The following is a 26,688-nucleotide window of genomic DNA, read 5'->3' on the forward strand; positions in this document are numbered from 1 at the left end:
GCCGACTCCTGCCCACGGGTTGCTACGTGCGACATATTGCGTCGTATGTTGCACGTGGGCTAGCCTCGGGCTCCATGCAGACCTTGGGGCCCCTCGACGTCGAGGGAGTCGATTTCGCGTTCGACGATCAACCGGACCTCCACGCCGCCCTCGCCCGACTGCGCGACCGCAGGCCCTACGCGATCGTTCCGTTTGCCGGGGTTCAAGCGGTCCTGCTGTTGACCGACGAGTTCGTCCGCGCGGCGTTCCGCGATGAAGCGACATTTCCCGCGGCACCGGTGTACGCGATGACCACCGAACCGGTGTTCGGCAGGACCGTGCTGAGCATGTCGGGCGCCGAGCATCGTTCCAGCCGCAGCGTGGTGTCAGCCCCGCTGCGACGCACCCGGGTCCAGGACTATCTGGAGCCGGTGATCGAACCGGTCATCAACGAGTTGATCGACCACTTCGCCGACCGCGGCACCGCCGATCTTGTCACCGAGTTCACGCACCGCTACTCGCTGCTCATCATCAGCCGGTTGCTGGGCATCCCGGTCGACGACGAAGCCAGCATTCATCGCTGGGCGCAGGCGATGATCCAGTACCCCTTCGACCCGTCGGCGGCGATGGCGTGCGCCGCCGAGTTCACCGCCTATGTCGCCCCGCTGCTGGCCGCGCGCCGCCGCGAACCCGGCGACGACATGATCTCCATGCTCGTCACCGAAACCACTGAGGAGGGCGAGAACCTCTCGGACGAGGAGATACTGACGTTCCTTCGGATGCTGTTCCCGCTCGGCGCCGACACCACCGCGCTGGCCTTGGGCAACATCCTGTCAGCCCTGCTCAACCATCCCGAGCAATGGGAGCTACTGCGGTCTGACCTGGACCGCTACCTACAGTCAGCGGTGTGGGAGGGAATGCGATGGGAGCCGGCGGTCGGAATGCTGCCGCGCGCCTGCCCTGAGGCCGCGACGTGGCAGGGCATCGAGATTCCTGCTCTGACCCCGATGATCTTCGCCATCAACGCGGCCAACCGCGATCCGGCGCCGCGCTGCGGGCACTCGCCGAACGGTTACCCGACCTCGCGCTCGATCCCCGGCTCGCCGAGACCTCCAGGATCACAAGCCAGGTCGGCACCGCGCTCCGTGGACCCAATGCCCTGCACGTGACATTCACGCCGTCGCGCTCCCGGTCGGATACCGCGGGGACCGCATGAAGCCCCCGAGTCACGCTGTGGGGCGAGAGGCGTTCGCTAGGTTTGTTCTCCATGTGGCCCCACCGGGACGGAGAAGACCGTGACATCGCGCCGGCTTCGCGTCACTGAGCCGGCCTCCCGCCCTGCACCGTGGGGTGATCGGCCGCCGGTCGACGACGACGAGGCTCGCCGGCGTCTCCTGGACGCGGCCGAGGTCTGCTACGAGCGGCGCGGCGTCAATCGCACTACCGTGGACGACATCGCCAAGGAGGCGTCGGTGCACCGCACGACGGTGTATCGGTACTTCGGAACGCGCGACGACGTACTGGCTTTCGTACTGCTGCGCGAGACGGCGGGGGTCATCGACGGCGCCGAGCGGGCGCTGCGACGGGACGGGCCTTTCGGCGACCGCCTGCTCGACGCACTGGACGGCGCAGTCGGAGCCGTCGAACAGTCGCGTTGGCTCAGCGTGCTGTTCTCCCCGGAAAGCCTGACCATGACGGTCTCCGTTGCGGCATCCGGCGCGTTCCGCGACCGGATCCGCGATGTGTTGCGACCGCACGTCGAGGCGGCCAAAGCCGCCGGCGAACTGCGCGCACAACTCGATCCCGACGCCGCCGCCGACTGGCTGGTGCGGGTGGCACAGATGCTGCTGATGGAACGCCTCACCGCACGGCCCGACGAGATCAGACCGGACCGCCGTGCGTTGCTCCGCGACTTCGTCATTCCCGGCATCGTCCGTCCGGCGTGAAGACCGCCGCGTGCGCAGTCGGGCGTCCGGCGGTCAGGACAGCCGGGAAAGCACCTCTGCGACAAGGTCGTTCATGGCAACATCGACTTGCTCGCCGGTGGCCATGCTCTTCACCCCGACGGTACCGGCTTGCAGGTCGCGTTCCCCCGCGACCAGCGCGATCGACGCGCCGGAGCGGTCGGCGCCCTTCATCGCACCCTTGAGACTGCGGTCGCCGTAGGCCATGTCCACGCGAACGCCCTGGGCCCGCAATTGCGCCGCCAGCACCGCCAGCCGCACCTTCGCATCGGCTCCCAGCGGCACCGCGTAGACGTCGACGCGCGCAGAACTGCCGACAGTCTTGCCCTCGGCCCGCAACGCCAGCAGGGTGCGGTCGACACCGAGGCCGAAACCGATGCCGGACAGGTCTTTCCCGCCGAGCTGGCGCATCAGTCCGTCGTATCGTCCGCCACCGCCGATGCCCGACTGCGCGCCGAGGCCGTCGTGGACGAATTCGAACGTCGTCTTGGTGTAGTAGTCCAGACCGCGCACCATCCGCGGATTGATCACATACGGCACCGACAACGCATCCAGGTGGGCAAGCACGGTGTCGAAGTGCGCTTTGGCCTCGTCGGACAGGTGGTCGAGCATGACCGGCGCATCGGCGGTCATCTCCCGCACGTGCGGACGCTTGTCGTCGAGCACCCGGAGCGGGTTGATCTCGGCGCGCCGGCGGGTGTCTTCATCGAGGTCCAGCCGGAACAGGAAGTCCTGCAACAGCTCCCGGTACTGCGGCCGACAGGTGTCGTCACCCAGCGAGGTGATCTCCAGCCGGAAGCCGTCGAGTCCCAGCGCACGGAAGCCCGCGTCGGCCACCGCGATCACCTCGGCGTCCAGCGCCGGGTCGTCGACCCCGATCGCCTCCACGCCGACCTGCTGCAGCTGGCGGTAGCGGCCGGCCTGCGGCCGCTCGTAACGGAAGAACGGTCCCGCGTAGCACAGCTTCACGGGCAGCGCTGCGCGGTCGAGACCGTGCTCGATCACCGCGCGCATCACCCCGGCAGTGCCCTCCGGGCGCAGCGTCACCGACCGGTCGCCCCGGTCGGCGAACGTGTACATCTCTTTGGACACCACGTCCGTGGACTCCCCCACGCCCCGGGCGAACAGGTTGGTGTCCTCGAAGATCGGCAGCTCGATGTCGCCGTATCCGGCGCGGCGGGCCGCGTCGAGCAGACCGCCGCGCACGGCGACGAATTCGGCGGACTCCGGCGGCAGATAGTCCGGGACGCCCTTGGGCGCCGCGAAAGAGGTGGGTGTTGTGGACGGGCTAGCGGTCACGCTGTCAGGCCTTCGAGGAATGGGTTGGTGTGGCGTTCGATGCCGATGGTGCTCCGCTCACCGTGCCCCGGCAGCACCAGGGTGTCGTCGTCGAGGACCAGCAGCTTCGTCACGATCGACTCCAGCAGGTCACGGCCGCTGCCGCCGGGCAGATCGGTGCGTCCGACCGACGACCGGAACAGAGTGTCACCGGTGAAGGCGACCTGGTCGGGCCCCTGCTCGACGCGGAACACGACGGAGCCTTGTGTGTGGCCCGGGGTGTGATCGACGGTCACGGTGACTCCGCCGAGCTCGATCTTGTCGCCGTCGCGATCGAGTTCGAGCACCTGCTTGGGTTCCCGGAACAGGGCCGCGACGGCGAGCCGACCCACACCGACCAGCAGTCCCTGCCCGAAACCCTTGATCGGGTCGCTGAGCATGTAGCGGTCGGCGGGATGGATGAAGGTCGGGCACCCGAAGGTGTCGGCGACCTTCTGCGCGGACCACATGTGGTCGATGTGCCCGTGGGTCAGCAACACCGCCGCCGGGGTCAGCCGGTTTTCGTCCAGGATCCGCCGCAGCGGCCCCATGGCCCGCTGACCGGGGTCGACGACGATGGCGTCGGCGCCCTGGCGTGGGGCCAGCACATAGCAGTTGCACGCCAACATGCCGGCCGGGAATCCGGTGATCAACACCCGTCCAGCTTCCCACGCCCGACTCGCATGGCACACTCGGTGCCGACCGATCGCCACTCGAGGAGGACACCGGCCGTGCCGACGAACGAACAACGGCGAGCCAACGCCAAGCGCAAGCTGGAGCGTCAGCTGGAGCGGCGTGCCGAGAACGAGCGCAAGCGCCGCCTGTACACCATCGTCGGGTCCGCGGTCGCCGCCGTCGTCGTCATCGGTGCGGTGGCGGCCACCATCGTGCTGACCAACCGCGACTCCGGCGATACCGGCGCATCCGGGTCGACCACCACGTCCACGGCGCCCTCGGAATCCTCCCCCTTCGACGTCCCGCCGCCCGCCGGGGCCGCCGCTCTGCCCCCGTTCGCCGCTCCCGCCGGCCTGGGCAGCGACTGCCAGTACCCGGCGGCTGCGGAGGAGGCCAGCAAGGAGAACACTGCGCCGCGCACCGGACAGGTGCCCACCGAACCCGAGCAGGTCAGTGCCAGCATGGCGACCAACCAGGGCAACATCGGCCTGCAGCTCGACAACGGCAAGTCGCCGTGCACCGTCAACAGCTTCGCGAGCCTGGCCCAGCAGGGCTATTTCGACAACACCCCGTGCCACCGGCTGACCACCAGCGAGTCCCTCGGAGTGCTGCAGTGCGGTGACCCGACCGGTCAGGGCACCGGCGGGCCCGGCTACCAGTTCGCCAACGAGTACCCGACCAACCAGTACCAACCCGACGACCCGGCACTGAACGAGCCCGTCGTCTACCCGCGCGGCACGCTGGCGATGGCCAACGCCGGACCGGGCACCAACGGCAGCCAGTTCTTCCTCGTCTATCAGGATTCGCAGCTGCCGCCGCTCTACACGGTGTTCGGCACGATCGACGAAACCGGCCTGGCGACCCTGGACAAGATCGCCGCCGAGGGTGTCGAGGGCGGCGGCCAGGACGGCCCGCCCGCCCTGCAAACCACGGTGAAGTCGATCGCGCTGGACTGAGCGCTCAGGCCGCTGACGTGACGCGGTACACGTCGTAGACACCCTCGACATTTCGCACCACGTTGAGCACGTGACCCAGATGTTTGGGGTCACCCATCTCGAAGGTGAAGCGGCTGATCGCCACCCGGTCGTTGGACGTCGTCACCGATGCCGACAGGATGTTGACCTTCTCGTCGGCGAGCACCCGGGTCACGTCTGAGAGCAGTCGGTGCCGGTCGAGCGCCTCGACCTGGATGGCCACCAGGAACACCGAGTGCGGCGACGGCGCCCATTGCACGTCGATGATCCGTTCGGACTGCTGTTGCAGCGACGACGCATTGGTGCAGTCGGTGCGGTGCACGCTCACACCGCCGCCACGCGTCACGAAGCCCATGATGTTGTCGCCAGGGACGGGCGTACAGCACTTCGCCAGCTTCGTCAGCACCCCCGGCGCGCCGGGCACCGAGACGCCGACGTCGTCGCTGGTGCGTTGCCGCACCGGCATCGCCGACGGCGTGGACCGCTCGGCCAGTTCATCGGTGGCGTCGTCGTCGTCGCCGACCTGGGCGACCAGTCGCTGAACCACGTGGCGCGCCGACACGTGCCCCTCGCCGACGGCGGTGTAGAGCGCCGAGAGGTCGGCGTAGCGAAGCTCGCGGGCCAGCGCCGCCATCGACTCCGCGGTCATCAGGCGCTGCAACGGAAGCCCGCCGCGGCGTACCTCCCGGGCGATGGCCTCCTTACCGGCCTCGAGCGCCTCCTCGCGGCGCTCCTTGGCGAACCACTGCCGGATCTTGGCCTTGGCGCGCGGCGACACCACGAAGCTCTGCCAGTCCCGCGACGGACCGGCATTGAGCGCCTTGGAGGTGAAGATCTCGACGACCTCCCCGTTCTCCAGCTTGCGCTCCAGCGCCACCAGGCGCCCGTTGACCCGCGCGCCGATGCAGCGGTGCCCGACCTCGGTGTGCACCGCGTATGCGAAATCGACCGGCGTCGATCCGGCCGGCAGCGTGATCACATCGCCCTTCGGGGTGAACACGAAGATCTCCCGCACCGCGAGGTCATAGCGCAGCGACTCCAGGAACTCCCCCGGATCGGCGGCCTCCCGCTGCCAGTCCAGCAGCTGGCGCATCCAGGCCATGTCGTCGATCTCCGCGGCGGCGTGCCCGGCGGGTAAACCGTTGCGGCCCTTGTTTTCTTTGTAACGCCAGTGCGCGGCGATACCGTACTCGGCGGTGCGGTGCATGTCGCGGGTCCGGATCTGCACCTCCAGCGGCTTGCCCTCCGGGCCGACCACGGTGGTGTGCAGCGACTGATACACCCCGTAGCGCGGCTGGGCGATGTAGTCCTTGAACCGCCCCGCCATCGGCTGCCACAGCGAGTGCACCACACCGACCGCGGCGTAACAGTCGCGGATCTCATCGCACAGGATGCGCACGCCCACCAGGTCGTGGATGTCGTCGAAGTCGCGGCCCTTGACGATCATCTTCTGGTAGATCGACCAGTAGTGCTTGGGCCGGCCCTCGACGACGGCGTTGATCTTGGAGGCCGTCAACGTGTTGGTGATCTCGGCGCGCACCTTGGCCAGGTAGGTGTCCCGCGACGGCGCGCGGTCGGCGACCAGCCGGACGATCTCCTCGTACTTCTTGGGATGCAGGATGGCGAACGCCAGGTCCTCGAGCTCCCACTTGACGGTGGCCATACCCAGCCGATGGGCAAGGGGGGCAATGACTTCCAGCGTCTCGCGCGCCTTGCGGGCCTGCTTCTCCGGTGGCAGGAAGCGCATGGTGCGCATGTTGTGCAGCCGGTCGGCCACCTTGATCACCAGAACCCGGGGGTCGCGGGCCATCGCGATGATCATCTTCCGGATGGTTTCGCCTTCGGCGGCGGTGCCCAGGGCGACCTTGTCGAGCTTGGTGACGCCGTCGACGAGATGGCCGACCTCGACACCGAACTCGGCGGTCAGCGCCTCCAGCGTGTAGCCGGTGTCCTCGACGGTGTCGTGCAGCAGCGCTGCGATCAGCGTCGTGGTGTCCATGCCGAGCTCGGCCAAGATGTTGGCCACCGCCAGCGGATGGGTGATGTACGGGTCACCGGAGCGGCGCAGCTGATCGGCATGCCGCTGCTCGGCCACCTCGTAGGCCCGCTGCAGCAGTGTCAGGTCCGCCTTGGGATAGAACTCCCGGTGCACCGCGACCAGCGGTTCGAGGACCGGGTTGATCGCGCTGCGCTGCGACGTCATCCGGCGCGCCAGCCGAGCGCGGACCCGCCGCGACGCGCTGGTGGAGGTCTTGACGACCTCCGAGGACGGCGCCTCGGTGGCGGACGTCGCCGGTGGCGGCTGCACGACCTGGCCCGTGCGCGGACCGGTCGGGTCCTCGTCGGCCATGCTCACCTCCACAGGAGTCGCTGTTCGCAGGATATCCGTTCAGACGGTGTACAGGCTGCTGACCGGAACGGGTTGCACCACGTCACGACCGCCCAGAGCGCTCAATTCGAGCATCACCACCGCGCGGGTCACCGTCGCACCTGCTGACAGGAGCAACCGGTTGGCCGCGGCCAGTGTTCCCCCCGTCGCCAGCACATCGTCGATGACGACCACGGAGCGTCCGGCGAGGCTGATCCCGTCAGCCGGCACCTCCAGCGTGGCGCTGCCGTACTCCAGGCTGTAGGTCTGACTGAGCACCGGCGGCGGCAGCTTGCCACCCTTGCGCACGGCGAGCACCCCGATACCGAGATGCAACGCCACCGCGCCGCCGAGCAGGAAGCCGCGCGCGTCGACGCCGGCGATCAGGTCCGCACCGCGGGCGGCCTCGGCGATGGCGTGGCACACCTGGGCGAGCCCGCGTGGGTCGGCCAGCACCGGAGTCAGATCCTTGAACTGCACGCCGGGTTCGGGGAAGTCCGGCACCTCGCGCAGCAAAGATTCGATGACCTCGGCAGCGCCGTCGGACAGTGAGGTCATCGGTCCAGCCTCCAGCGGTCCATGTTCCAGCCCGCGCCCCATCGAGTGGGATTGCTGCTCACCGCGTACATCTTCGACGACGTCACCAGGGTGCGTTGTTGCCGGTACAGCGGCAGCGTGGGCATGTCTCCCCACAGAATCGGGCCCGCCTCGGCGAGCAGGCGCGCCATCTCCTTCGGGTCGGAGAGGACCGCGATGGTGGCGATGATGCCGTCGATGCGCTCGTTGGCATAACGCGGCAGATTGTTGCCGTTGCCGCTGTGCAGGCTGTAGGCGTCCACCGCCGACGAGCCCGAGGACCCGCTGCCGGCCGCGCCGCCGACACCGGCGATCAACACGTCGATCTCGTTGTTGCGCAACGACAACGGGCCGGTGTTCTCCGCGGCGGCGTCCTCGACGGTAATGCCCGCCGGTGCACACGCCGTGGCGATGACTCCGACCGTGGCGGCCAGCCTGGCGTTGGGGGTCTGATAGCCGATGCGCACAGTCAGCGGCGCGCCCTCCAGCGTGGCACGAGCCGCATCCGCATTGGCGACCGCGAACTCGTCGACCTGCGGGGTCGCTTCGGCCGGACCGTAGGCGTCCTCGCTGGCCGTGTTCAGCCGCGAGTTGGCCACAGCCGCCTCGGCGTTGCGTGCGATCACGTCCCGCGGGGTGCACAGCGCCAGCGCACGACGGGCCGGGACCGCCGCCAGCGGGCCCTGCGGCGCGAAGATCAACTGCTCGATACCCGCCGAGGCCGCGTCGGTGCGGACGTAGTCGTCGGGCAGGGTGAGCGTCCCCGCCGAGCCCGCCGCGATGTCGACGACGTCGTAGGCGCCCTCGTTGACGCGGTCCGGCAGGTCTGCACTGCGCGGCCACACCATGACCCGGTCGGTGACCGGCTTGGTGCCCCACCACTTGTCGTTGGCCACCAGCACCACCGCGCCGTCCTCGGTCACCGAGTCCAGCTTGTAGGGCCCCGAGGACGGGAACTTCTTCAGGTCCAGGTCCGGTGTCAGCCGCCAGGTGTTGTTCCACACCGCGGCGATACGCTCGGCCACCGCGGTGTCGTTGGTCTGCAGAGCCGTGGTGACGCCTCCGTCGCCCAGTCCGAGCTCGTCGGCAATGACGTGCGAGGGCATCAGCGACGTCGCGGCGAACAACTGGCCGTAGTCGACGAAGCCCCTGTCCGGTGCGAACGACACCCGGGCCTTCTTCTGGCCCGGCGCGCACTCGATGCCGGCGATGTCGGCGTACCCGGCGCGGCTGGCGGCGTCGAAGGCCGGGAACCGTCCCGACTGGGCGGCCCACGTCAGCACCATGTCGTCACAGGTGATCGGTTTACCGTCGGAGTACACCGCCTCCGGCTTGATCTCGTAGTCGAGGATCAGCGGGGTGCGCCCGACCACCGCGATCGTGCCGAAATCGTGGTCGCCGACGACCTGCCCCTCCGGACCGTGGTAGTTGAAGCCCGTCAGCACCCGAGCGAAGGCCTGTGGACCGCCGGAGGCCGCCCCTTCGACGGTGTTGGTGTTGTAGGTGATCAGCGCACCGTCGATGGCGTAGTCGATCGACTCGGCGGAGCCGCGCGAGCACGAGGCCAACCCCAAGCTGCCGAGCACCGCCAGCACCGTCGCCGCCGCGGCCCAACGTCGAGCCACGGGGGTTACCGCTTCCGCGGGGGGCGCTTACCCGAGGGGCGTCCCGTCCGGCTCGACGTCGGCCGGACCGGACGGGCGCCGGGGCCCGGCTTGTCCGGCGGCGGGGCCGCGGGCACCGTCACGGTGGCCGGACCGGGCGCTTCGACGTCGGTGGCGGCCTCGTCGGTGTCGGTGTCGGTGAGTTCGACACCGCCGGCGCTCTTGGCCGCCGCAGCGGCCCGCCGGTTGAGCACCCGGCGGGTGTGCTTGCGCACCGGGTCGGTGCGCTCGCGCATGCTCACCAACAGCGGTGTGGCGAAGAAGATCGACGAATACGTGCCGACGATCACGCCGACCAACTGCACCAGCGCCAGGTCCATCAGCGTGCCGACTCCCAACAGCCAGACGGCGATGACCATCAGCGCGACGATCGGCAGCACCGAGATGACGCTGGTGTTGATCGAGCGCATGAACGTCTGGTTGACCGCGAGATTGGCGTGCTCGGCGAAGGTGCGCCGGGTGGTGTGCTCGTACCCCTCGGTGTTCTCCTCGACCTTGTCGAAGACGATCACGGTGTCGTAGAGGGAGAAACCGAGAATGGTCAGCAGCCCGATCACCGTCGCGGGCGTGACTTCGAAGCCCACCAGCGCGTACACCCCGGCCGTCACCACCAGGTCGAACAGCAGCGTGGTCAGGGCGGCGATGGCCATGTAGCGCTCGTAACGGGCGGTGATGTAGATGGCGGCCAGCACCAGGAACACCCCGAGCGCGATGAGCGCCTTCTGGGTGATCTGGCCGCCCCACGTCTCCGACACCGCCGAGTCGCTGACGGCCTGCTTGCCGGGTTGGCCGTCGGAGCCGATCGGCTGGAATGCCTCGAACAGCGCCGTACGCAGTTCCTCGGTCTGCTCGTTGGTCAGTGTTTCCGACCGGATCTGGAAGGTGGCGGAGTCACCGCTGCCCACGATGACGACCGAGTCCGGCGCGGTGCCGATCGTGTCGGTGAAGACGGTTTCGACCTGCGAGACGGTGACATCACCCGTACCCCTGGGGAACGACACCTTGGTGCCGCCCTCGAAGTCGATGCCGAAGGTGAACCCGCGCAGCAGGATTGCGCCGATGGATACCAGCAGGATCAGCGCACTGACCGTGTACCAGAGCTTGCGTCGACCGATGACCTCGAAGGCGCCGGTACCGGTGTAGAGCCGGACGAAGAACCCGTGCCGGGGCGCCTCGGCCGATGCGGTCTCCAGATCGGGCGCCTCGACAGCCGTGGTCTCGGCGGCGTCGGTTCGGTTGCGTGCCATGGCTTATCCCCGTCCCGCCGCGTGCGCGGCCGCTCGTCGTTCCCGCGCGATCTGCTGGACGGCGCCGAGCCCGTTGAGAGCCGGCTTGGCCATCACCGCAGACTTCGACGCGAGGAACACCAGCGGCCAGGTGACCAGGAAGACGACCACGACATCGAGGATGGTGGTCAAGCCGAGGGTGAACGCGAAACCCTTCACCTGGCCGACGGCCAGGAAGTAGAGCACCGCCGCGGCCAGGAAGGTGACCGCGTTGCCGGACAGGATCGTCTTGCGGGCCCGGGCCCAGCCGCGCGGTACCGCGGACCGGAACGATCTGCCTTCCCGGATCTCGTCTTTGATGCGTTCGAAGAACACCACGAACGAGTCCGCGGTCATACCGATACCGATCACCAGACCGGCGATGCCGGCCAGGTCCAGCGTGTAGTTGATGTAGCGGCCTAGCAACACCAGGATCGCGAACACCATCGCGCCGGAGGCCACCAGCGACAACGCCACCAGCGCACCGAGTGCGCGATAGAACACCAGTGAGTACAGCAGCACCGCGACCAAGCCCACTGCGCCCGCGATCAGACCGGCCCGCATCGACGACAGACCGAGCGTCGCCGAGACCGTCTCGGCCTCCGAGGATTCGAACGACAGCGGTAGCGAGCCGTACTTGAGCACGTTGGCCAGCTCTCGTGCGGTGTCCTGGTTGAACTGACCGGTGATCTGGGTCCGCCCACCCGGGATGGCTTCCTGGATCTGCGGAGCGCTGACGACCTGCGAGTCCAGCACGAACGCGGTCTGGGTGCCGACGTTCGCGGCCGTGAACTCGGCCCACGTCTTGGCGGCGTCGCTCTTGAACTCGACGTCGACGACGTATTCGCCGCGCTGCTGGTCCAGCCCGGAGTTGGCGTTGGCGATCTGTTCGCCGCTGATGATCGACTTGTCGAGCAGATAGACCTCCTGGCCGTCGGTCGAACAGGTCACCAGCGGCAGGTTGGGGTCGTCGTTGCCGGCCAGCACATCCTCGCCGCCGCACCGGGTGGCCTGGAACTGCATCGCCAGAATCTGGATCGCCTGCTCGGCGCTCTGCCGCAGCCGCTTCTCGTCCTGGATGCGGGTGGCCAGCGGGACGTCGCGCTCCCCTTCGCCCGGCATCGGCGGTGGAGTGGCGTCGGTCGGTTCCGGTCCGGGCTCGGGGCTCGGGCTCGGCGCCGGCTGCTGCGGGAAGGGCCGCGGTTGAGGCGCGGGCGCGCCGGCGGGCGGCGGGGTGGGGGCGCCAGGAGCCCCCGGCACAGCACCGGGCGGCACGGCACCGGGCGGCACAGCACCGGGCGGCACGGCACCAGACCCGGCGCCCGGCGGCGGAACCGCCCCTGGCGGCAGACCCGGAGCTCCCGGAGGCGGCGCGCCGGCGGGACCCTCTTCCTCCGGCGGCATGGCCGCTTCGGACGGGATCGCGTGGATCACGGGCCGGATGTAGAGCCGGGCGGTCTGGCCCAGGCTGCGGGCCTCGGTGCCGTCGTTACCGGGCACGGTGATGACCAGGTTCTGCCCGTCGATGATCACCTCTGAGCCCGAAACGCCCAGGCCGTCGACGCGGGCACTGATGATCTGCTGGGCCTGGTTCAGCGATTCACGGGTCGGCGGGGAGCCGTCGGGCGTGCGGGCGGTCAGCGTGACACGCGTACCGCCCTGCAGGTCGATGCCGAGCTTGGGCTCCGCCTTCTTGTCCCCGGTCAGGAACACCAGTAGGAACGCGCCGATCAGCAGCGCCAGGAAAAGGGCCAGATAGCGGTAGGGCTGCACCGGCGCCGAAGACGATGCCACGGGTTTACGGTCTCCTCGAGATCAGTTCGTCAAAGTAGCGCTACTTGGGGCGTCGTTGACGGGCAACAGGGTACGTGCTGAACCTGAAAGGTCAGCTGTCAGTCTTGGAGTTCGGCGCTTCGGCCGGTGATTCGTCGAGTTCGGTGTCGTCCTCGACGTCGTCGGTGATGCGGTCGCGCACGGCCAGCTTCATCCAGGTCGTCACCACGCCCGGGGCGATCTCGACGTCGACGTAGTCGTCGGTGATACCGGTGATGGTGCCCTGCAGTCCCGATGTGGTGTGGATCCGGTCGCCGATCTCCAAGGAGTTGTGCAGGTCGATGGTGGCCTGCATCGCCTTCTTCTGCCGCCGCGAAGCGAAGAACATGAACGCGCCCATGATGATGAGCAGGGGCAGGAAGACGAGCAAATCCATGGCGGCAAGTTTCTTTCGTATCGGTCGTGCGGGGCGGAACCCTACCTATTGTTCAGGGTCGGGACGCTTGAGGAAATCGATGACCAGTGTGCCACTGCGCCCGCGCCGCCTCACCCCCCGCCCACGGACGACGGATTCCGTCGCCCATCGCCGCGCCATCGCATGATCCCGCGCTGAGATCGCCGTGACCCGGCGGATTTGTGCTGTGTGGGATTACGCTCGACGCGAACCCTCAAGGAGGTCGTCTTAATGAGTGCCCTCGCACAGAGCCGTCACCTGGCCACCCCGATCCCCGGGCCGCGCTCTGTCGATCTGATGGCGCGCAGGAGCGCCGCGGTGGCGCGTGGGGTCGGGACCACCATGCCGGTCTACGCGGCGCGTGCATTCGGCGGCATCGTCGAAGACGTCGACGGCAACCGGCTGATCGACCTCGGGTCGGGCATCGCGGTCACCACGATCGGCAATTCGTCACCGCGGGTGGTCGACGCGGTGCGCGATCAGGCGGCGCGCTTCACCCACACCTGCTTCATGGTGACGCCCTACGAGGGCTACGTCGCCGTCGCCGAGGCGCTCAACCGGCTCACCCCCGGCGACGGGGAGAAACGCTCGGCGCTGTTCAACTCCGGGTCGGAGGCCGTCGAGAACGCGGTGAAGATCGCGCGCTCCTACACCGGCAAGCAGGCGGTCGTGGCGTTCGACCACGCCTATCACGGCCGGACCAACCTGACGATGGCGCTGACCGCGAAGGTGATGCCGTACAAGCACGGGTTCGGCCCGTTCGCCCCCGAGGTGTACCGGGCGCCGATGAGTTATCCGTTCCGCGACTCCGAGTATGGAAAGGACCTGGCCACCGACGGGGAACTCGCCGCCCGGCGGGCGATCGGCATCATCGACAAGCAGATCGGCGCTGCCAACCTCGCTGCGGCGATCATCGAACCGATCCAGGGTGAGGGCGGCTTCATCGTGCCCGCCGAGGGCTTCCTGCCGACGCTGCTGGACTGGTGCCGCGCCAACGACGTCGTCTTCATCGCCGACGAGGTGCAGAGCGGGTTCGCCCGCACCGGCGCGATGTTCGCCTGCGAGCACGAAGGCATCGTTCCCGACCTGATCGTCACGGCGAAGGGCATCGCCGACGGCATGCCGCTCTCGGCGGTCACCGGGCGGGCCGAGATCATGGACGCCCCGCACGTCAGCGGCCTGGGCGGCACCTACGGCGGCAACCCGGTGGCCTGCGCCGCGGCGCTGGCCACCATCGAGACCATCGTGGCCGACGGCCTGGTCGCGCGGGCGGCTCAGATCGAGACGTTGATGAAGGACCGGCTGGGTCGCCTGCAGGCCGACGACGAGCGCATCGGCGAGGTCCGCGGTCGCGGCGCGATGATCGCCGTCGAGTTCGTCGTACCCGGCACCTTCGAGCCCGATGCCGAGCTGACCCGCGCAGTGTGCGCAGCCGCTCACCGCGCCGGGGTGATCGTGTTGTCTTGCGGCACTTTCGGCAATGTGCTGCGCTTCCTGCCGCCTCTGACCATCAGCGACGACCTCCTGCTGGAGGGCCTCGAGGTCATCGAACTCATCCTGCGCGACCTCTGACCCAAGGAGCTGACTTCATGACCACGGTGCAGAACTTCATCGGCGGCGAGCTCGTCGACTCGACCAGCGGTGCCACGATGCCGCTGGTGGACCCCAGCACCGGCGAGCAGTACGGCACCGCGCCGGTGTCCAACGAGGCCGATATCGACAACGCCTACGCCGCCGCGGCCGCCGCGTTCCGGGATTGGAGGCGCACCACCCCGTCCCAGCGGCAGAAGGCGCTGCTCGACTTCGCCGACGAGGTCGAGAAGGCCGCCGAGGACCTGGTGGCTGCCGAGGGACGCAACACCGGCAAGCCCAACCACGTCACCGCGGCCGAGGAGATCCCGCCGATGGTCGATCAGATCCGGTTCTTCGCCGGCGCGGCGCGGGTCCTGGAAGGCCGGTCCGCCGGTGAGTACATGGCCGACCACACCTCGTGGATCCGGCGCGAACCGGTGGGCGTGATCGGGCAGGTCGCGCCGTGGAACTACCCGATGATGATGGCGATCTGGAAGTTCTGCCCGGCGATCGCGGCAGGCAACACAGTGGTCATCAAGCCCAGCGACACCACCCCGGTCACGACGGTGATGCTAGCCCAGTTGGCCGCCCGACATCTGCCGCCCGGCGTGCTCAACGTCGTCACCGGCGACCGGGTCACCGGGGCGAACCTGGTGGCCCACCCCACACCGCAGATGGTCGCCATCACCGGGTCGGTGGCGGCGGGCCGGGCCGTCGCGGTGAGCGCCGGCGGCCACCTCAAGCGCACCCACCTCGAATTGGGCGGCAAGGCGCCGGTGATCGTGTTCGACGACGCCGACCTCGCGGCCGCCGCGGAGGGCATCGCCACCGCCGGCTATTTCAACGCCGGCCAGGACTGCACGGCCGCGACCCGTGTGCTGGCCTCGGCGACAGTGGCCGAGGACCTGACCGCCGCGCTGGCCGAACAGGCCAAGTCCGCGACCACGACGTTCGGCCGCCCCGCCGCCGACGAGGACGCGTGGGTCCCACCGGTCAACAACGCCCACCAGCTGGAGCGGGTGCTGTCGTTCTTTTCCGACCTGCCCACGCATGCCACGGTCGCGGCCGGCGGAAATCGCCAGGGCGACAGGGGCTTCTACGTTGAGCCAACGGTGGTCGGCGGGGTGCGCCAAGACGACCGGCTGACCCAGCAGGAGATCTTCGGTCCGGTGATCACCGTGCAGTCCTTCACCGACGAGGACGAGGCGATCACGTTGGCCAACGGTGTCGATTACGGTCTGGCCTCGTCGGTGTGGACCAAGGACGTCTCGCGAGCACTACGGGTGTCCTCGGCGTTGGACTTCGGCTGTGTGTGGATCAACACCCACATCCCACTGGTCGCCGAGATGCCGCACGGTGGGTTCAAATCGTCCGGACACGGCAAGGATCTGTCGATGTACGGCTTGGAGGACTACACGCGCATCAAGCACGTGATGGCGTTCACAGGCTGACGGTCTCCGATGGTCCCGCTCAGCGCAGAAGCGCGTCGGGTGTGTGCCACCCGACGCCGTCGAATCGACTGAAATCGCTGTCGTAACTGACGATTCGGGCACGGTGTTCGAGAGCGACCGCGGCAAGGTGCGCGTCGTTGACGAGATTGCCGCCGGTGCCGACCGCGTCGAGCAGCCGCGACAGGACGTCGGGATGACGTGATGTCGGACCGACCATCACCGATCCCGGCGCGCTGCACCAGTCGATGACCTGACCCATCGCGTCTGCCGGCGCAAGCGGTGCGGGAAACAATCCGTGCCTGGTGACCAGTCGCAGGAACGCGAGCAACGGCACCCAGGCCAGCCCTACGGTGTCCGCCCCGGACAAGGCGTTGTCGAGCCAGCGTCGGCTGGCGACGTGATGCTCGCTGGCGGTGTTGACCGCGTACAGCAGCACGTTGGCGTCGACGATCCTCATGCTCCGCGGCGCTGACGACGGATCAGTTCCTCGTCCTCGAGTTCGGCGGAAATCTGAAGCGCGCGGTCGAGGTTCACCGACGGCACACCGAGATCGGCGGTGCGGGTCCGGAACGGCGCCGGGGCGGGGCGGTGTTGCCCGCCCTCGCGGATGGCGTCATTGAGCGCTTTCTTGAAGGACACTCCGCGTTCCTTCATCAAGCGATGGATCAGGGCGAGCGTGTCGTCGTCCAGTGTGACCGTCGTCCGCATGTTTGACAGCATAGCGTCACCAGCTGTGATGCCCTGCGGTCATCAGCGCTCGGGGCGACCTTCTTTTCAGCTCCAAGTGGGGACCAAGGTCCACTGACACCGGCACTGACGATGGCTACGGTCAGGACTCACCGCGCACTTGACCGCGGTAACCGAAATGCCCTTCTACCCGGGAGCACAAGCGTGAAGAATTTTGTCAGAGGGTTGTTGATCTGCGTGATCACGGGCGTCGCGATGGTGGTGGCGGCCCCGGTGGCCCCGGCGCAGCCCGGTGTCCGAGACGGGGTGTTCATCCACATCAGCCGCGGGACCGAAGACCCGCACCGGGTCCTCATGGCGCTGAACATGGCGACCATGATGTCTGAGAGCCGCGATGTGGCGGTGTATTTCGACATCAACGGCGTGACCGCCGTACTCGCCGACGCGCCCGATCTGACCTACGCACAGTTCCCCTCGTCCAAGACGCAGATCGCCACGCTGCTCGGGAGGGGCGTTCCGTTGATGGCGTGCCCGGGCTGCCTCACCGCGGCCGGCAAGAGTGCGGCCGATCTGGCGCCGGGCATTCAGTTGGCCGACAAGGAGAAGTTCTTCTCGTTCACCAACGGCCGCATCCTGACCCTGGACTACTGATCGAGGAGAGCCCGGTCCTCAGAAAGCGATCAGGTCGACGAGCAAGGCGCGGATGTCGTCGGCGGTGAGGCCATCGCCGTCGCCTTCGTAGGTGATGAGGTCGGAGATCAGGTCATCGCCGGGCTGGCGGCACCGATCGGCCACCAGGACGTCGACGAACGCACCGAGCGCTTCGACCGCGTGGGCGTCGGCCAGGTCGTCGACCAACCGGGCCAGTGTCCACCAGTCCCGCTCGGGCACATCGAGAGCGCGGCACAAGCCGTGCAGGCGCGGCCCGAGCACGATGCCGGCCGCGTCGTCGTCAGCCGGAGACGCCAGCCGCGACGAGAACAACTCCGACAGCCGCTGCGAGTGCGGGACCAAGACCATGCCTCCAATAGTGTTGTGCGATACGCCAGGTCGGTTCCTGGCGCATTCGACGCAACCCGGGAATTTAGCCAGACTAGCCAAAGCCGAGATTACCCGCACATCACCACCGCCACCTCGTGACGTTGGGCACAACACCATTCGCGACGTGACCGTCGTCCTTTCTGCCGCGCACAGCAGAATCCCCTGAAATGCGCACATTTCAGGGGATCTGCGTCTGCTTGCGCGGGATCAGTGGTGCGCGAGGCGACTTCCGTTGTGGCTGCGGCTGCGGAACATGTCGCGCCAGCTGCGCCGCGGCTTGGCTGACTCGACCTTCTCAGTCCGTTGCTCGGCCGTCACTGGCTCGGGCTGATCGGCGGCGGTCGTGTAGTGGGCCGCCGGGGCCGCCGCGGTGACCGGACGTTCGGCCCATTCGACATCGCGCACGCTGCGCACCGAGATACGGCCGACGGCCGCTGCACCCAGGAAAACGATGAGCGCACCCAGTCCGTAGAAGTAGGTCAGCTCCAGCGCGACGGTCTTGGCCTCGGTCACCGCTACAGGCACGCCGGCATCACCCAGCCCGAGCGGACCGGCCAGCGCGCGGCCGATGACGAACCACACACCGGCAGCGACCGCGAGCCACGCGCCGAGCATGGCGGTCGCCCGGTTCCGCGACATCAGCAACAACAGACCGCCCACGGCAGCCACCACACCCGGAAGCACCTGCAGCCAACCGCGGCCGGTGGTCCACGCCCACGCCTGATCAGGGCTGAACGCGAAGTCGAACATCGGTCCGATGAACGGGATCAGCGCGCCCCACGCGCCCAACAGGATCAACAACAGTCCACTTGCGGCACCGCGACTCCGCGGCATCCGCATCCGCCCTCCGCGGGGCTTTACGTGCGTATCGGTCATGACGCCTCCTCAGGTTGGGTTTTGATTACCCACGCTGACGGCCCCGTAACCAGGCCGCGCGGCCTCCGAGGGGGCACGACTCAAACGCACTGAACTGCGGCGACCCGTCCCGCTCAGTCGAACAGGCCGGTCTGACCCAGACCGGCCGCCCCACTCGGCGGGGCCAGCCCCAGGTGCGTCCACGCCAGCGGGGTGGCCACCCGCCCGCGCGGCGTGCGGGCGATCATGCCGGCGCGCACCAGGAACGGCTCGCACACCTCCTCGACCGTGGTGGCCTCCTCGCCGACTGCGACGGCAAGAGTGGACACTCCGACCGGTCCACCACCGAAACTCTTCGTCAGCGCCGAGAGCACAGCGCGGTCAAGCCGGTCCAGACCCAACTCATCGACGTCGTAGACGGCCAGCGCAGCCTTGGCGATATCCCGGGTGATCACACCGTCGGCGCGAACCTCGGCGTAGTCACGGACGCGACGCAGAAGTCGGTTCGCAATACGTGGGGTGCCGCGTGAGCGGCGCGCGATCTCGGACGCCGCATCGGCCCCGAGCGTGATACCGAGAATGCCTGCCGAGCGGGTCAGCACGCGTTCCAGCTCGGCCGGTTCATAGAAATCCATGTGCGCGGTGAAGCCGAAACGGTCGCGCAGCGGTCCGGTCAGCGCGCCGGACCGGGTGGTCGCACCGACGAGGGTGAACGGCGCCACCTCCAGCGGGATCGACGTCGCCCCCGGGCCTTTGCCGACGACGACGTCGACGCGGAAGTCCTCCATCGCCAGGTACAGCATCTCTTCGGCAGGCCGGGCGATGCGATGGATCTCGTCGATGAACAACACGTCGTGCTCGACGAGATTCGACAGCATCGCGGCCAGGTCGCCGGCACGCTCGAGCGCGGGACCGGAGGTCAGGCGCAGCGACGAGCCGAGTTCGGCGGCGATGATCATCGCCAGCGACGTCTTGCCCAGACCTGGCGGGCCGGACAACAGGATGTGGTCGGGGGTACCGCCGCGGTTCTTGGCCCCCTCGATGACCAGCTGTAGCTGCTCGCGGACGCGCGGTTGGCCGATGAACTCACCGAGCGAGCGGGGCCGCAGGCTGGCGTCGATGTCGCCCTCGCCGACGGTCAGCGCCGGTGACACCGCGCGATCGTCGGGTTCGTCCTCTTCGAAGCGGCCCATCGACTACTTCTTTCCCAGCATCGACAGCGCCGCCCGCAGTGCGGTCGAGGTGTTGGCGTCGGGTTGATCCGCGAGCACCTTGTCGGTGGCCTCCTCGGCCTGCTTCTGCGCAAAACCCAGCCCGACGAGCGCCTCGACCACCGGACCGCGCACGCCGTGACCGGTGGTCGACGTGACACCGGCCGACGTCGGGACGCCGACCTTGTCCCGCAGGGTCAGCACCAGCAGTTCGGCGGTTTTCTTACCCACCTTCGGGATGCGCGTCAAGGCGGTGACATCACCGTCGCCGATCGCCTGCCGCAGGCCCGGACCGTCGTAGATCGCCAGGGCACCCAACGCGATGCTGGGGCCGATCCCCGAGACCCCGAGCAGTGTCAGGAAGAGGTCACGGGCATCGGAGTCGGCGAACCCGTAGAGAGTCATCGAGTCCTCGCGCACGATCATCGCGGTGATCAGCCGTGCTTCTTCGCCGCGGCGCAGCGTCGCCAGGGTGGCCGGCGTCGCCATCACCTTGTAGCCGACTCCGGCGGCCTCGATGACGACGTGGTCGAGCGCGATGTCGAGGACCTCACCGCGCACCGCGGCGATCATGTCGCGCTCCTGGCCGTGCGCGCCGCCTTCAGGGTGGCCCGGTATCTGCGCCGCTGCTCGGCAGCCATCGCCTCGGCTTCGGCCATGCGGGCGATCATCGGCGCCCGCCAGCAGTGACAAATGGCCAGCGCAAGCGCGTCGGCAGCGTCGGCGGGCGTCGGTTTTTGTTGCAGCGCAAGGATTCTCGTGACCATCTCGGTGACCTGGGCTTTATCGGCTCGCCCGTTGCCCGTCACGGCAGCCTTGACCTCACTGGGGGTATGGAAGTGGACGTCGATGTCGCGCCGCGCCGCGGCCAGCGCGATCACACCGCCGGCTTGTGCGGTGCCCATCGCGGTGTTGGCGTTCTGGTTGGAGAACACCCGTTCGATGGCCAGGACGTCTGGCACGTGTGTGTCGAGCCAGTGCTCGACGGCGTCGCTGATGGCCAGGAGGCGGTGCGCCAGCGGGTGGTCGGCCGGGGTGCGGACGACGTCGACGTCCAGAGCGATCACCTGCCGGCCCCGACCGCTTTCGATCACCGACAGACCGCATCTGGTCAGCCCGGGGTCGACACCCATCACCCGCACGCCAGGCCCCTTCGACGAGAACATTTGTTCGATAGCCTAGCGGCCGGCCCGACACGGGCGCCGGTACGACACACCTCAGGCGTACGGCCGCAGATCCTGGATCTGCTCCCCCGGTTCGGGCACCCTGCCGCTGACCCGAATGCAGTGGGCGATCTCGTCGATGCGTCGGCCCGACGCGCGCCACCCGGCGACCTTCTCCACCACCACCTCCTCGCCGGCCCGCTTCGCCACGATTTTCCAGGGCACGCCGAACAGCTTGGCCAGCAGCCAGAACGGCCACGCCAACAGGAACGGCAGCGCGATGACGAACATCAGCACTCCGAACCAGCTGCTTCCCCAGGACGTCATGTCCAGATAGGTCAGCAGCGGCATCCAGTGTCGGCGCACCGACCATCGCACCCCGTCGGCGTCGGTGAACTTCGGCACCTCGTCACCCTAGAGCGGGCGGGCCGCCACCACCGTCTAGAACGAGGCGCGTGGCGCCCCGATGCCCGGATCGATCGTGACCGGGCCGCCCACCGAGGGTGCGACCGGGAAGTCGAAGATCGCCGTCGGGATGTACACCGTCGCGCAGGCGTTCGGGATGTCGACGACGCCGGAGAGCCGGCCTTCGATCGGCGCGGCGCCGAGGAGCAGGTAGGCCTGCTCGGGGCTGTATCCGAACTTCGTCAGGTAGTCGATCGCGTGCAAGCAGGCCCGTTGGTAGGCCAGGTGCGAGTCGAGGTATCGCTGTTCACCGTCGAGGGTGACCGAGGTCCCGGAGAACGCCAGCCACTCGGAGTACTGCGGGTCGGTGTTGCCCGGCATGAAGATGGCGTTCTCGGCGACGCCGTAGGTCTCCATTCCGCCGGGAATGAGGTCCACCCGCAGGTCGATGAACCCGCCCATCTCGATCGCGCCGCAGAAGGTGATCTCGCCGTCCCCCTGGGAGAAGTGCAGGTCGCCGACGGACAGGTTGGCGCCGTCGACGAATACGGGGTAGAAGATCCTGCTGCCTTTGGTCAGGTTCTTGATGTCCTGGTTGCCGCCGTTCTCGCGCGGCGGTGCGGTCCGCGCGGCCTCGGCGGCGGCCGCGGAGAACGCGTCCCCGGTGAGGCTGCCCAGAATGGCGTCCTGCGGTTCCGGCGGCAGCGCCAACGGCGGTACCCGGTCGGGGTCGGTGGCGATCAGCGCGGCCTCGCGGGTGTTCCACGTCGAGAGCAAGTCGCGGGACGGCGCGGTGCCCATCAGGCCGGGGTGCACGATGCCGGTGAACTCGACCCCCGGCACGTGGCGGGACGTGGCCTTCTGGCCGGAGAAGTCCCAGACCGCCTTGTAGGCGTCGGGGAACTGTTCGGTGAGGAAGCCGCCGCCGTTGCGTTTGGCGAAGATTCCGGTGTAGCCCCAGCCCTGGCCGGCCAGCGGACCGGAGTCCTCCTGCGGGATCGGACCGACATCGAGGATGTCGACGATCAACAGATCCCCCGGCTTCGCTCCCTCGACGGCGATCGGGCCGGAGAGCGTGTGCACGGTGGTCAGAGGGGCGTTGAGGATGTCCTCGGCCGAATCATCGTTGTGGATCGCGCCGTCGAACCACTCGCGGCAGTGCACCCGGAACGACTCGCCCTTCTTGACCGTCACCGCCGCCGGGATGTCGGGGTGCCACCGGTTGTGTCCGATCTTCTCCTGCTCGGTGAACTTCTTCGTGGAGTCGAGGGGGAACACGACGTCGGGCATGAGATCTCCTTCTACGGGCGCGGGAGTTTCCGGTGCAGCGGGTTGGCACTGACGGGGCGCCGCCGCGGCGCCGGCGGCGGCGCGGCGACCACACCGGGGCGGTCGGCGGTGGCACGGGCCGCATCGTGCAACGCCGTCGCGGCGCCGCCGGCGCCGCCCAGGTTCGGCGACCCCATCATGCGGCGGGCCGGACCACCGCAGTCAGGGCACTCGACCACATCCGGCCGAGCATGCATCGAATGCCGTTGCTGCGTTGTGCCACAACCGGATTCGCAGCGAAACTGGTAGAAGACCAAGGCAATCCCTCACTCGAAGCCGGTACCGGCCACCCTACCGAGAAGCGGCCGCCGGTGCGAGACCCGCGGGAAAGCCGGGATTACGCCTCGATCTGAGCGAGGATCTCGTCGGGGATGTCGGCGTTGGTGTACACGTCCTGGACGTCGTCGCTGTCTTCGAGGGCGTCGACGAGTTTCATCACCTTGCGCGCACCGTCGGCGTCCAGCGGCACGGTCACCGACGGCTGGAACCCGGCCTCGGCCGAGTCGTAGTCGATACCGGCGTCCTGCAACGCGGTGCGCACACTGACCAGATCGGTCGGCTCGCAGAGCACCTCGAAGCTGTCGCCCAGATCGTTGACATCCTCGGCGCCGGCCTCCAGCACGGCCAGCAGCACATCGTCCTCGGTCAGATCGTTCTTCTCGAGGGTGATCACGCCTTTACGGGAGAACAGGTAGGCGACCGAGCCGGGATCGGCCATGTTCCCGCCGTTGCGTGTCATCGCCACCCGCACCTCGCCCGCGGCGCGGTTGCGGTTGTCGGTCAGGCACTCGACGAGTACCGCGACGCCGTTGGGCCCGTAGCCCTCATAGGTGATGGTCTGCCAGTCGGCGCCGCCGGCTTCTTCGCCGCTGCCCCGCTTGCGGGCCCGCTCGATGTTGTCGTTGGGCACCGAGCTCTTCTTGGCCTTCTGAATGGCGTCGTAGAGCGTCGGGTTCCCGGCCGGGTCGCCGCCGCCGGTCCGCGCGGCCACCTCGATGTTCTTGATCAGCTTCGCGAACATCTTCCCACGGCGGGCATCGATGACGGCCTTTTTGTGCTTGGTGGTGGCCCACTTGGAATGGCCGCTCATGCAGGTACTACCTCTTTCACCGACGTCCGGGTCGATAGCCAAGTTTACGGGCGACGGCAAACCAGGCCCCGGCAGATCGAGAATGCCGTGCCGGTGTTAGCTCGGCCACACTTGACGACACCGATCTTACTCCGCAGTAAGATCGGGCTCATGAGCTTCTCCCTCGACCTGTCCCCCGACCTCGTTCACGTCCGGGACTGGGTGCACGAGTTCGCCGCCGACGTCGTGCGGCCGGCCGCCGCGGAGTGGGATGAGCGCGAGGAGACGCCGTGGCCGATCATCCAGGAGGCGGCCAAGGTCGGCCTGTACTCGATGGAGTTCTTCGCCGAGCAGGCGGCCGAACCGAGCGGACTGGGGATGATCGTCGCCTTCGAGGAGATGTTCTGGGGTGACGCCGGTATTGCTCTGGCCATCCTCGGCACCGGACTGGCGGCGGCGTCCCTGGCGGCCAACGGCACGCCCGAACAGGTCGGAGAGTGGGTCCCGCAGATGTTCGGCAGCATCAACGAGCCGAAGGTGGCGGCGTTCTGCTCCTCCGAACCCGGCGCCGGATCCGATGTGGGCGCCATCCTGACGCGCGCACGCTATGACGAGGCCTCCGACGAATGGGTGCTCAACGGCACCAAGACCTGGGCCACCAACGGCGGTATCGCCGAGGTGCACGTCGTGGTCGCCTCGGTGCATCCTGAGCTCGGCACACGCGGGCAGGCGTCGTTCATCATCCCGCCCGGTACCAAAGGGCTCAGCCAGGGCCAGAAGTTCCACAAACACGGGATCCGCGCCTCACACACCGCCGAGGTCGTCCTCGACGAGGTGCGCATCCCCGGGAGCCTCATCGTCGGCGGCAAGGAGAAGTTCGACGCGCGCATCGCCAAGGTCCGAGAGGGTAAGAAGGCCGCCGGACAGGCCGCGATGGCCACGTTCGAGCGCACCCGTCCGACCGTCGGGGCGATGGCCGTCGGCGTCGCCCGCGCCGCCTATGAGTACGCCCGCGATTACGCCTGCGAACGGGAGCAGTTCGGTCGCAAGATCGGCGAGTTCCAGGCCGTGGCCTTCAAACTGGCCGACATGAAGGCCCGTATCGACGCGGCCCGCCTACTGGTCTACCGCGCCGGGTGGATGGCCCGCAACGGCAAGGCATTCGATTCCGCCGAGGGGTCGATGGCCAAGCTGGTGGCCAGTGAGACCGCGGTCTACGTCACCGATGAGGCCATTCAGATTCTCGGCGGCAACGGCTACACCCGCGATTACCCGGTGGAGCGGATGCATCGCGACGCAAAGATCTTCACGATCTTCGAGGGCACCAGCGAAATTCAGCGCCTGGTCATGGCCAGGGCGATCACCGGCCTGCCCATCAGGTGACGTCGGGTCAGGCCCGCCCGGCGACCATGTCGACGAACAACGCGTGCACTCGGCGGTCGCCGGTGACCTCCGGATGGAACGCGGTCGCCAACCGCCGGCCCTGACGCACCGCCACAGCGTGACCGGCCGCGGTGGCCAGCACCTGAACGTTCGCGCCGACGCGCTCCACCCAGGGGGCGCGGATGAACACCGCGTGCACAGGACCATCGAGCCCGTCGAACGCGATGTCTTCTTCGAACGAATCGACTTGACGTCCGAATGCGTTGCGGCGCACCGTCATGTCGATCGCACCCAACGGGGTGGCCCGTCGGCCGTCGGCACCGGCATCGAGGATCTCCTCGGACAGCAGAATCATCCCGGCGCACGAACCGAACGCCGGCATGCCCTCGGCAAGGCGTCGCCGCAGCGGCTCCAACAACTCGAACTCGCGTAGCAGATGGCTCATCGTCGTGGACTCGCCACCGGGAATCACCAGCGCGTCAACGGAATTCAGCTCCTCGACGCGGCGCACCGAGAGGGCCTCGGCGCCCGCGGCGCGCAGCGCCTGCAGATGCTCACGGGTGTCGCCCTGCAGCGCAAGCACGCCGATGACGGAGCGAGGCTTGTCCGAGCGACCATCGGGCACGGAGCGAGGCTTGTCCGAGCGACCATCCGGCACCGCGTTCACCCGCGGCCGGGGGTGAATTCGCGGCTGTAACGCGTCAGGCCCTCCTGCATCACAGCGGCCACCATCTCGCCGTACCGGTTGAAGATCTTGCCCTGGGTCAATGCCCGGCCGCCACAGGCAGAGGGCGAGGACTGGTCGTAGAGCAGCCACTCGTCGGCGCGAAAAGCCCGCATGAACCACATCGCATGGTCGAGCGACGCGACCATCAGGTGCTTGCGCTCTTCGACGTGGTTGACCTGGGCGGATCCGAGCAGGGTCAGGTCGCTGAGGTAGGCCAGCGCACAGATGTGCAGTACCGGGTCGTCGGGCAGCGGATCGCGGTGGCGGAACCACACCTGCTGCTGGGACGCCACGCCCTCCCGCAGGTTCAGCTGGTCCCGCGGCACGATCCGGACGTCCCACTCGTCGAACTGGCGGAAGCTGGCGTCGTCGAAGACCCGGCTCGAGGACTTGAAGTCGGGAATGTTGTCGGGGGGCGGCGCGGTGGGCATCGCGTCCTGATGCTCGATCCCGCTCTGGTCGGTCTGGAAGGACGCCGACATCGAGAAGATGGTTTCGCCGTGCTGGATCGCGCTGACCCGGCGGGTACAGAACGATCCGCCGTCGCGGATCCGCTCGACGGTGTAGACCGTCGGCGAGCGAGCGTCACCGCCGCGCAGGAAATAGCCGTGCAACGAGTGCACCTCGAACTTGGGGTCGACTGTGCGCACGGCCGACACCAGCGACTGCCCGGCCACGTGGCCGCCGAACGTGCGTTGCAGAAACCCCGATTCCGGGCTGAACACACCGCCGCGGTAGATGTTGACCTCGAGCTGCTCCAGATCCAGGATCTGTTCAATCGCCATC

At 68.2% G+C, this 26,688-nt stretch carries 28 protein-coding genes; 7 read left to right on the plus strand and 21 right to left on the minus strand.

Annotation, left to right across the window (positions count from 1 at the left end):
- The first annotated feature begins 74 nt into the window (after positions 1 to 74).
- Entirely contained in the window at positions 75 to 1,148 is a 1,074-nt protein-coding gene (locus tag G6N31_RS08645) for a cytochrome P450 (protein WP_234815381.1), read from the plus strand.
- 126 nt (positions 1,149 to 1,274) lie between these two features.
- Positions 1,275 to 1,925 carry a TetR/AcrR family transcriptional regulator gene (locus G6N31_RS08650; protein WP_098004354.1) on the plus strand — a complete coding sequence of 217 codons (651 nt, stop codon included), beginning with the start codon at positions 1,275 to 1,277 and terminating at the stop codon, positions 1,923 to 1,925.
- A 33-nt stretch (positions 1,926 to 1,958) separates the two neighbouring features.
- Here the strand turns inward: G6N31_RS08650 and hisS are convergent, their stop codons facing one another.
- Positions 1,959 to 3,242 (minus strand): histidine--tRNA ligase, encoded by a 1,284-nt coding sequence (hisS, locus tag G6N31_RS08655; RefSeq protein WP_098004355.1) that lies wholly within the window; start codon positions 3,240 to 3,242, stop codon positions 1,959 to 1,961.
- Entirely contained in the window at positions 3,239 to 3,916 is a 678-nt protein-coding gene (locus G6N31_RS08660; RefSeq protein ID WP_098004356.1) for an MBL fold metallo-hydrolase, read from the minus strand. Before G6N31_RS08660 ends, hisS begins: the two co-directional genes overlap by 4 nt.
- A gap of 75 nt (positions 3,917 to 3,991) precedes the next feature.
- On the opposite strand from G6N31_RS08660, the gene G6N31_RS08665 reads away from it, so the two are divergent.
- The gene (locus G6N31_RS08665; protein ID WP_098004357.1) at positions 3,992 to 4,891 is read left to right on the plus strand and encodes a peptidylprolyl isomerase; all 900 of its coding nucleotides are present in this window, start codon (positions 3,992 to 3,994) and stop codon (positions 4,889 to 4,891) included.
- A gap of 4 nt (positions 4,892 to 4,895) precedes the next feature.
- Here the strand turns inward: G6N31_RS08665 and G6N31_RS08670 are convergent, their stop codons facing one another.
- The 6 genes from G6N31_RS08670 to yajC all read right to left on the minus strand — a co-directional run bounded on the left by G6N31_RS08670 (position 4,896) and on the right by yajC (position 12,991).
- Positions 4,896 to 7,259: a RelA/SpoT family protein gene (locus tag G6N31_RS08670; protein ID WP_098004390.1), complete on the minus strand. Its 2,364-nt coding sequence runs from the start codon at positions 7,257 to 7,259 to the stop codon at positions 4,896 to 4,898.
- 39 nt (positions 7,260 to 7,298) lie between these two features.
- Positions 7,299 to 7,835: an adenine phosphoribosyltransferase gene (locus G6N31_RS08675; RefSeq protein ID WP_098004391.1), complete on the minus strand. Its 537-nt coding sequence runs from the start codon at positions 7,833 to 7,835 to the stop codon at positions 7,299 to 7,301.
- Complete coding sequence (locus G6N31_RS08680; protein ID WP_098004358.1) at positions 7,832 to 9,478, minus strand: ABC transporter substrate-binding protein; 1,647 nt, start codon at positions 9,476 to 9,478, stop codon at positions 7,832 to 7,834. The genes G6N31_RS08675 and G6N31_RS08680 overlap by 4 nt, the downstream gene beginning before the upstream one ends.
- Before the next feature lie 5 nt (positions 9,479 to 9,483).
- On the minus strand, positions 9,484 to 10,764 hold the full coding sequence (gene secF, locus G6N31_RS08685) for a protein translocase subunit SecF (protein WP_098004359.1): 1,281 nt from the start codon (positions 10,762 to 10,764) through the stop codon (positions 9,484 to 9,486).
- Between the two features lie 3 nt (positions 10,765 to 10,767).
- A complete protein-coding gene (secD, locus tag G6N31_RS08690; RefSeq protein ID WP_098004360.1) occupies positions 10,768 to 12,576 on the minus strand; it encodes a protein translocase subunit SecD in 1,809 nt (602 codons plus the stop codon).
- Positions 12,577 to 12,667: 91 nt separating this feature from the next.
- Positions 12,668 to 12,991 (minus strand): preprotein translocase subunit YajC, encoded by a 324-nt coding sequence (gene yajC / locus G6N31_RS08695; protein ID WP_098004361.1) that lies wholly within the window; start codon positions 12,989 to 12,991, stop codon positions 12,668 to 12,670.
- A 249-nt stretch (positions 12,992 to 13,240) separates the two neighbouring features.
- Between yajC and gabT the strand changes: the two genes are divergently transcribed.
- Both gabT and G6N31_RS08705 read left to right on the plus strand, forming a co-directional pair.
- The gene (gene gabT, locus G6N31_RS08700; protein WP_098004362.1) at positions 13,241 to 14,581 is read left to right on the plus strand and encodes a 4-aminobutyrate--2-oxoglutarate transaminase; all 1,341 of its coding nucleotides are present in this window, start codon (positions 13,241 to 13,243) and stop codon (positions 14,579 to 14,581) included.
- A gap of 17 nt (positions 14,582 to 14,598) precedes the next feature.
- The gene (locus tag G6N31_RS08705; RefSeq protein ID WP_098004363.1) at positions 14,599 to 16,032 is read left to right on the plus strand and encodes a gamma-aminobutyraldehyde dehydrogenase; all 1,434 of its coding nucleotides are present in this window, start codon (positions 14,599 to 14,601) and stop codon (positions 16,030 to 16,032) included.
- Between the two features lie 19 nt (positions 16,033 to 16,051).
- Here G6N31_RS08705 and G6N31_RS08710 read toward each other — a convergent pair whose 3' ends face one another.
- Both G6N31_RS08710 and G6N31_RS08715 read right to left on the minus strand, forming a co-directional pair.
- Positions 16,052 to 16,489: a type II toxin-antitoxin system VapC family toxin gene (locus tag G6N31_RS08710; RefSeq protein WP_098004364.1), complete on the minus strand. Its 438-nt coding sequence runs from the start codon at positions 16,487 to 16,489 to the stop codon at positions 16,052 to 16,054.
- Positions 16,486 to 16,740, minus strand: a complete 255-nt coding sequence (locus tag G6N31_RS08715; RefSeq protein WP_098004392.1) for an antitoxin — start codon at positions 16,738 to 16,740, stop codon at positions 16,486 to 16,488. Before G6N31_RS08715 ends, G6N31_RS08710 begins: the two co-directional genes overlap by 4 nt.
- Positions 16,741 to 16,923: 183 nt before the next feature.
- Between G6N31_RS08715 and G6N31_RS08720 the strand changes: the two genes are divergently transcribed.
- Entirely contained in the window at positions 16,924 to 17,370 is a 447-nt protein-coding gene (locus tag G6N31_RS08720) for a DsrE family protein (RefSeq protein ID WP_197747158.1), read from the plus strand.
- Positions 17,371 to 17,388: 18 nt separating this feature from the next.
- On the opposite strand, the gene G6N31_RS08725 is transcribed toward G6N31_RS08720, so the two are convergent.
- The 9 genes from G6N31_RS08725 to G6N31_RS08765 all read right to left on the minus strand — a co-directional run bounded on the left by G6N31_RS08725 (position 17,389) and on the right by G6N31_RS08765 (position 23,813).
- Complete coding sequence (locus G6N31_RS08725; protein ID WP_098004365.1) at positions 17,389 to 17,739, minus strand: cytochrome P450 family protein; 351 nt, start codon at positions 17,737 to 17,739, stop codon at positions 17,389 to 17,391.
- Positions 17,740 to 17,967: 228 nt separating this feature from the next.
- Positions 17,968 to 18,636, minus strand: coding sequence for a hypothetical protein (locus tag G6N31_RS08730; protein WP_098004366.1), 669 nt, complete (start codon positions 18,634 to 18,636; stop codon positions 17,968 to 17,970).
- 113 nt (positions 18,637 to 18,749) lie between these two features.
- Positions 18,750 to 19,808 carry a Holliday junction branch migration DNA helicase RuvB gene (gene ruvB / locus G6N31_RS08735; RefSeq protein ID WP_098004367.1) on the minus strand — a complete coding sequence of 353 codons (1,059 nt, stop codon included), beginning with the start codon at positions 19,806 to 19,808 and terminating at the stop codon, positions 18,750 to 18,752.
- Between the two features lie 3 nt (positions 19,809 to 19,811).
- Complete coding sequence (ruvA, locus tag G6N31_RS08740; RefSeq protein WP_098004368.1) at positions 19,812 to 20,399, minus strand: Holliday junction branch migration protein RuvA; 588 nt, start codon at positions 20,397 to 20,399, stop codon at positions 19,812 to 19,814.
- Positions 20,396 to 20,968, minus strand: coding sequence for a crossover junction endodeoxyribonuclease RuvC (ruvC, locus tag G6N31_RS08745; RefSeq protein ID WP_098004369.1), 573 nt, complete (start codon positions 20,966 to 20,968; stop codon positions 20,396 to 20,398). Before ruvC ends, ruvA begins: the two co-directional genes overlap by 4 nt.
- A 75-nt stretch (positions 20,969 to 21,043) precedes the next feature.
- Positions 21,044 to 21,394, minus strand: a complete 351-nt coding sequence (locus G6N31_RS08750) for a hypothetical protein (RefSeq protein WP_098004370.1) — start codon at positions 21,392 to 21,394, stop codon at positions 21,044 to 21,046.
- A 36-nt stretch (positions 21,395 to 21,430) separates the two neighbouring features.
- The gene (gene fmdA, locus G6N31_RS08755; protein WP_098004371.1) at positions 21,431 to 22,684 is read right to left on the minus strand and encodes a formamidase; all 1,254 of its coding nucleotides are present in this window, start codon (positions 22,682 to 22,684) and stop codon (positions 21,431 to 21,433) included.
- An 11-nt stretch (positions 22,685 to 22,695) separates the two neighbouring features.
- A complete protein-coding gene (locus G6N31_RS27720; RefSeq protein ID WP_308207676.1) occupies positions 22,696 to 22,863 on the minus strand; it encodes a zinc ribbon domain-containing protein in 168 nt (55 codons plus the stop codon).
- Between the two features lie 197 nt (positions 22,864 to 23,060).
- Complete coding sequence (locus G6N31_RS08765) at positions 23,061 to 23,813, minus strand: YebC/PmpR family DNA-binding transcriptional regulator (RefSeq protein WP_098004372.1); 753 nt, start codon at positions 23,811 to 23,813, stop codon at positions 23,061 to 23,063.
- Between the two features lie 150 nt (positions 23,814 to 23,963).
- Between G6N31_RS08765 and G6N31_RS08770 the strand changes: the two genes are divergently transcribed.
- Complete coding sequence (locus G6N31_RS08770) at positions 23,964 to 25,175, plus strand: acyl-CoA dehydrogenase family protein (RefSeq protein WP_098004373.1); 1,212 nt, start codon at positions 23,964 to 23,966, stop codon at positions 25,173 to 25,175.
- 7 nt (positions 25,176 to 25,182) lie between these two features.
- Here G6N31_RS08770 and pdxT read toward each other — a convergent pair whose 3' ends face one another.
- Together pdxT and tesB are read right to left on the minus strand one after the other, a co-directional pair.
- Positions 25,183 to 25,800, minus strand: coding sequence for a pyridoxal 5'-phosphate synthase glutaminase subunit PdxT (gene pdxT, locus G6N31_RS08775; protein ID WP_098004394.1), 618 nt, complete (start codon positions 25,798 to 25,800; stop codon positions 25,183 to 25,185).
- A gap of 38 nt (positions 25,801 to 25,838) precedes the next feature.
- Positions 25,839 to 26,687 (minus strand): acyl-CoA thioesterase II, encoded by an 849-nt coding sequence (tesB, locus tag G6N31_RS08780; protein ID WP_098004374.1) that lies wholly within the window; start codon positions 26,685 to 26,687, stop codon positions 25,839 to 25,841.
- Position 26,688 lies beyond the last annotated feature (1 nt).

Source organism: Mycolicibacterium duvalii, assembly GCF_010726645.1.
GTDB classification, from domain to species: Bacteria; Actinomycetota; Actinomycetes; order Mycobacteriales; family Mycobacteriaceae; genus Mycobacterium; species Mycobacterium duvalii.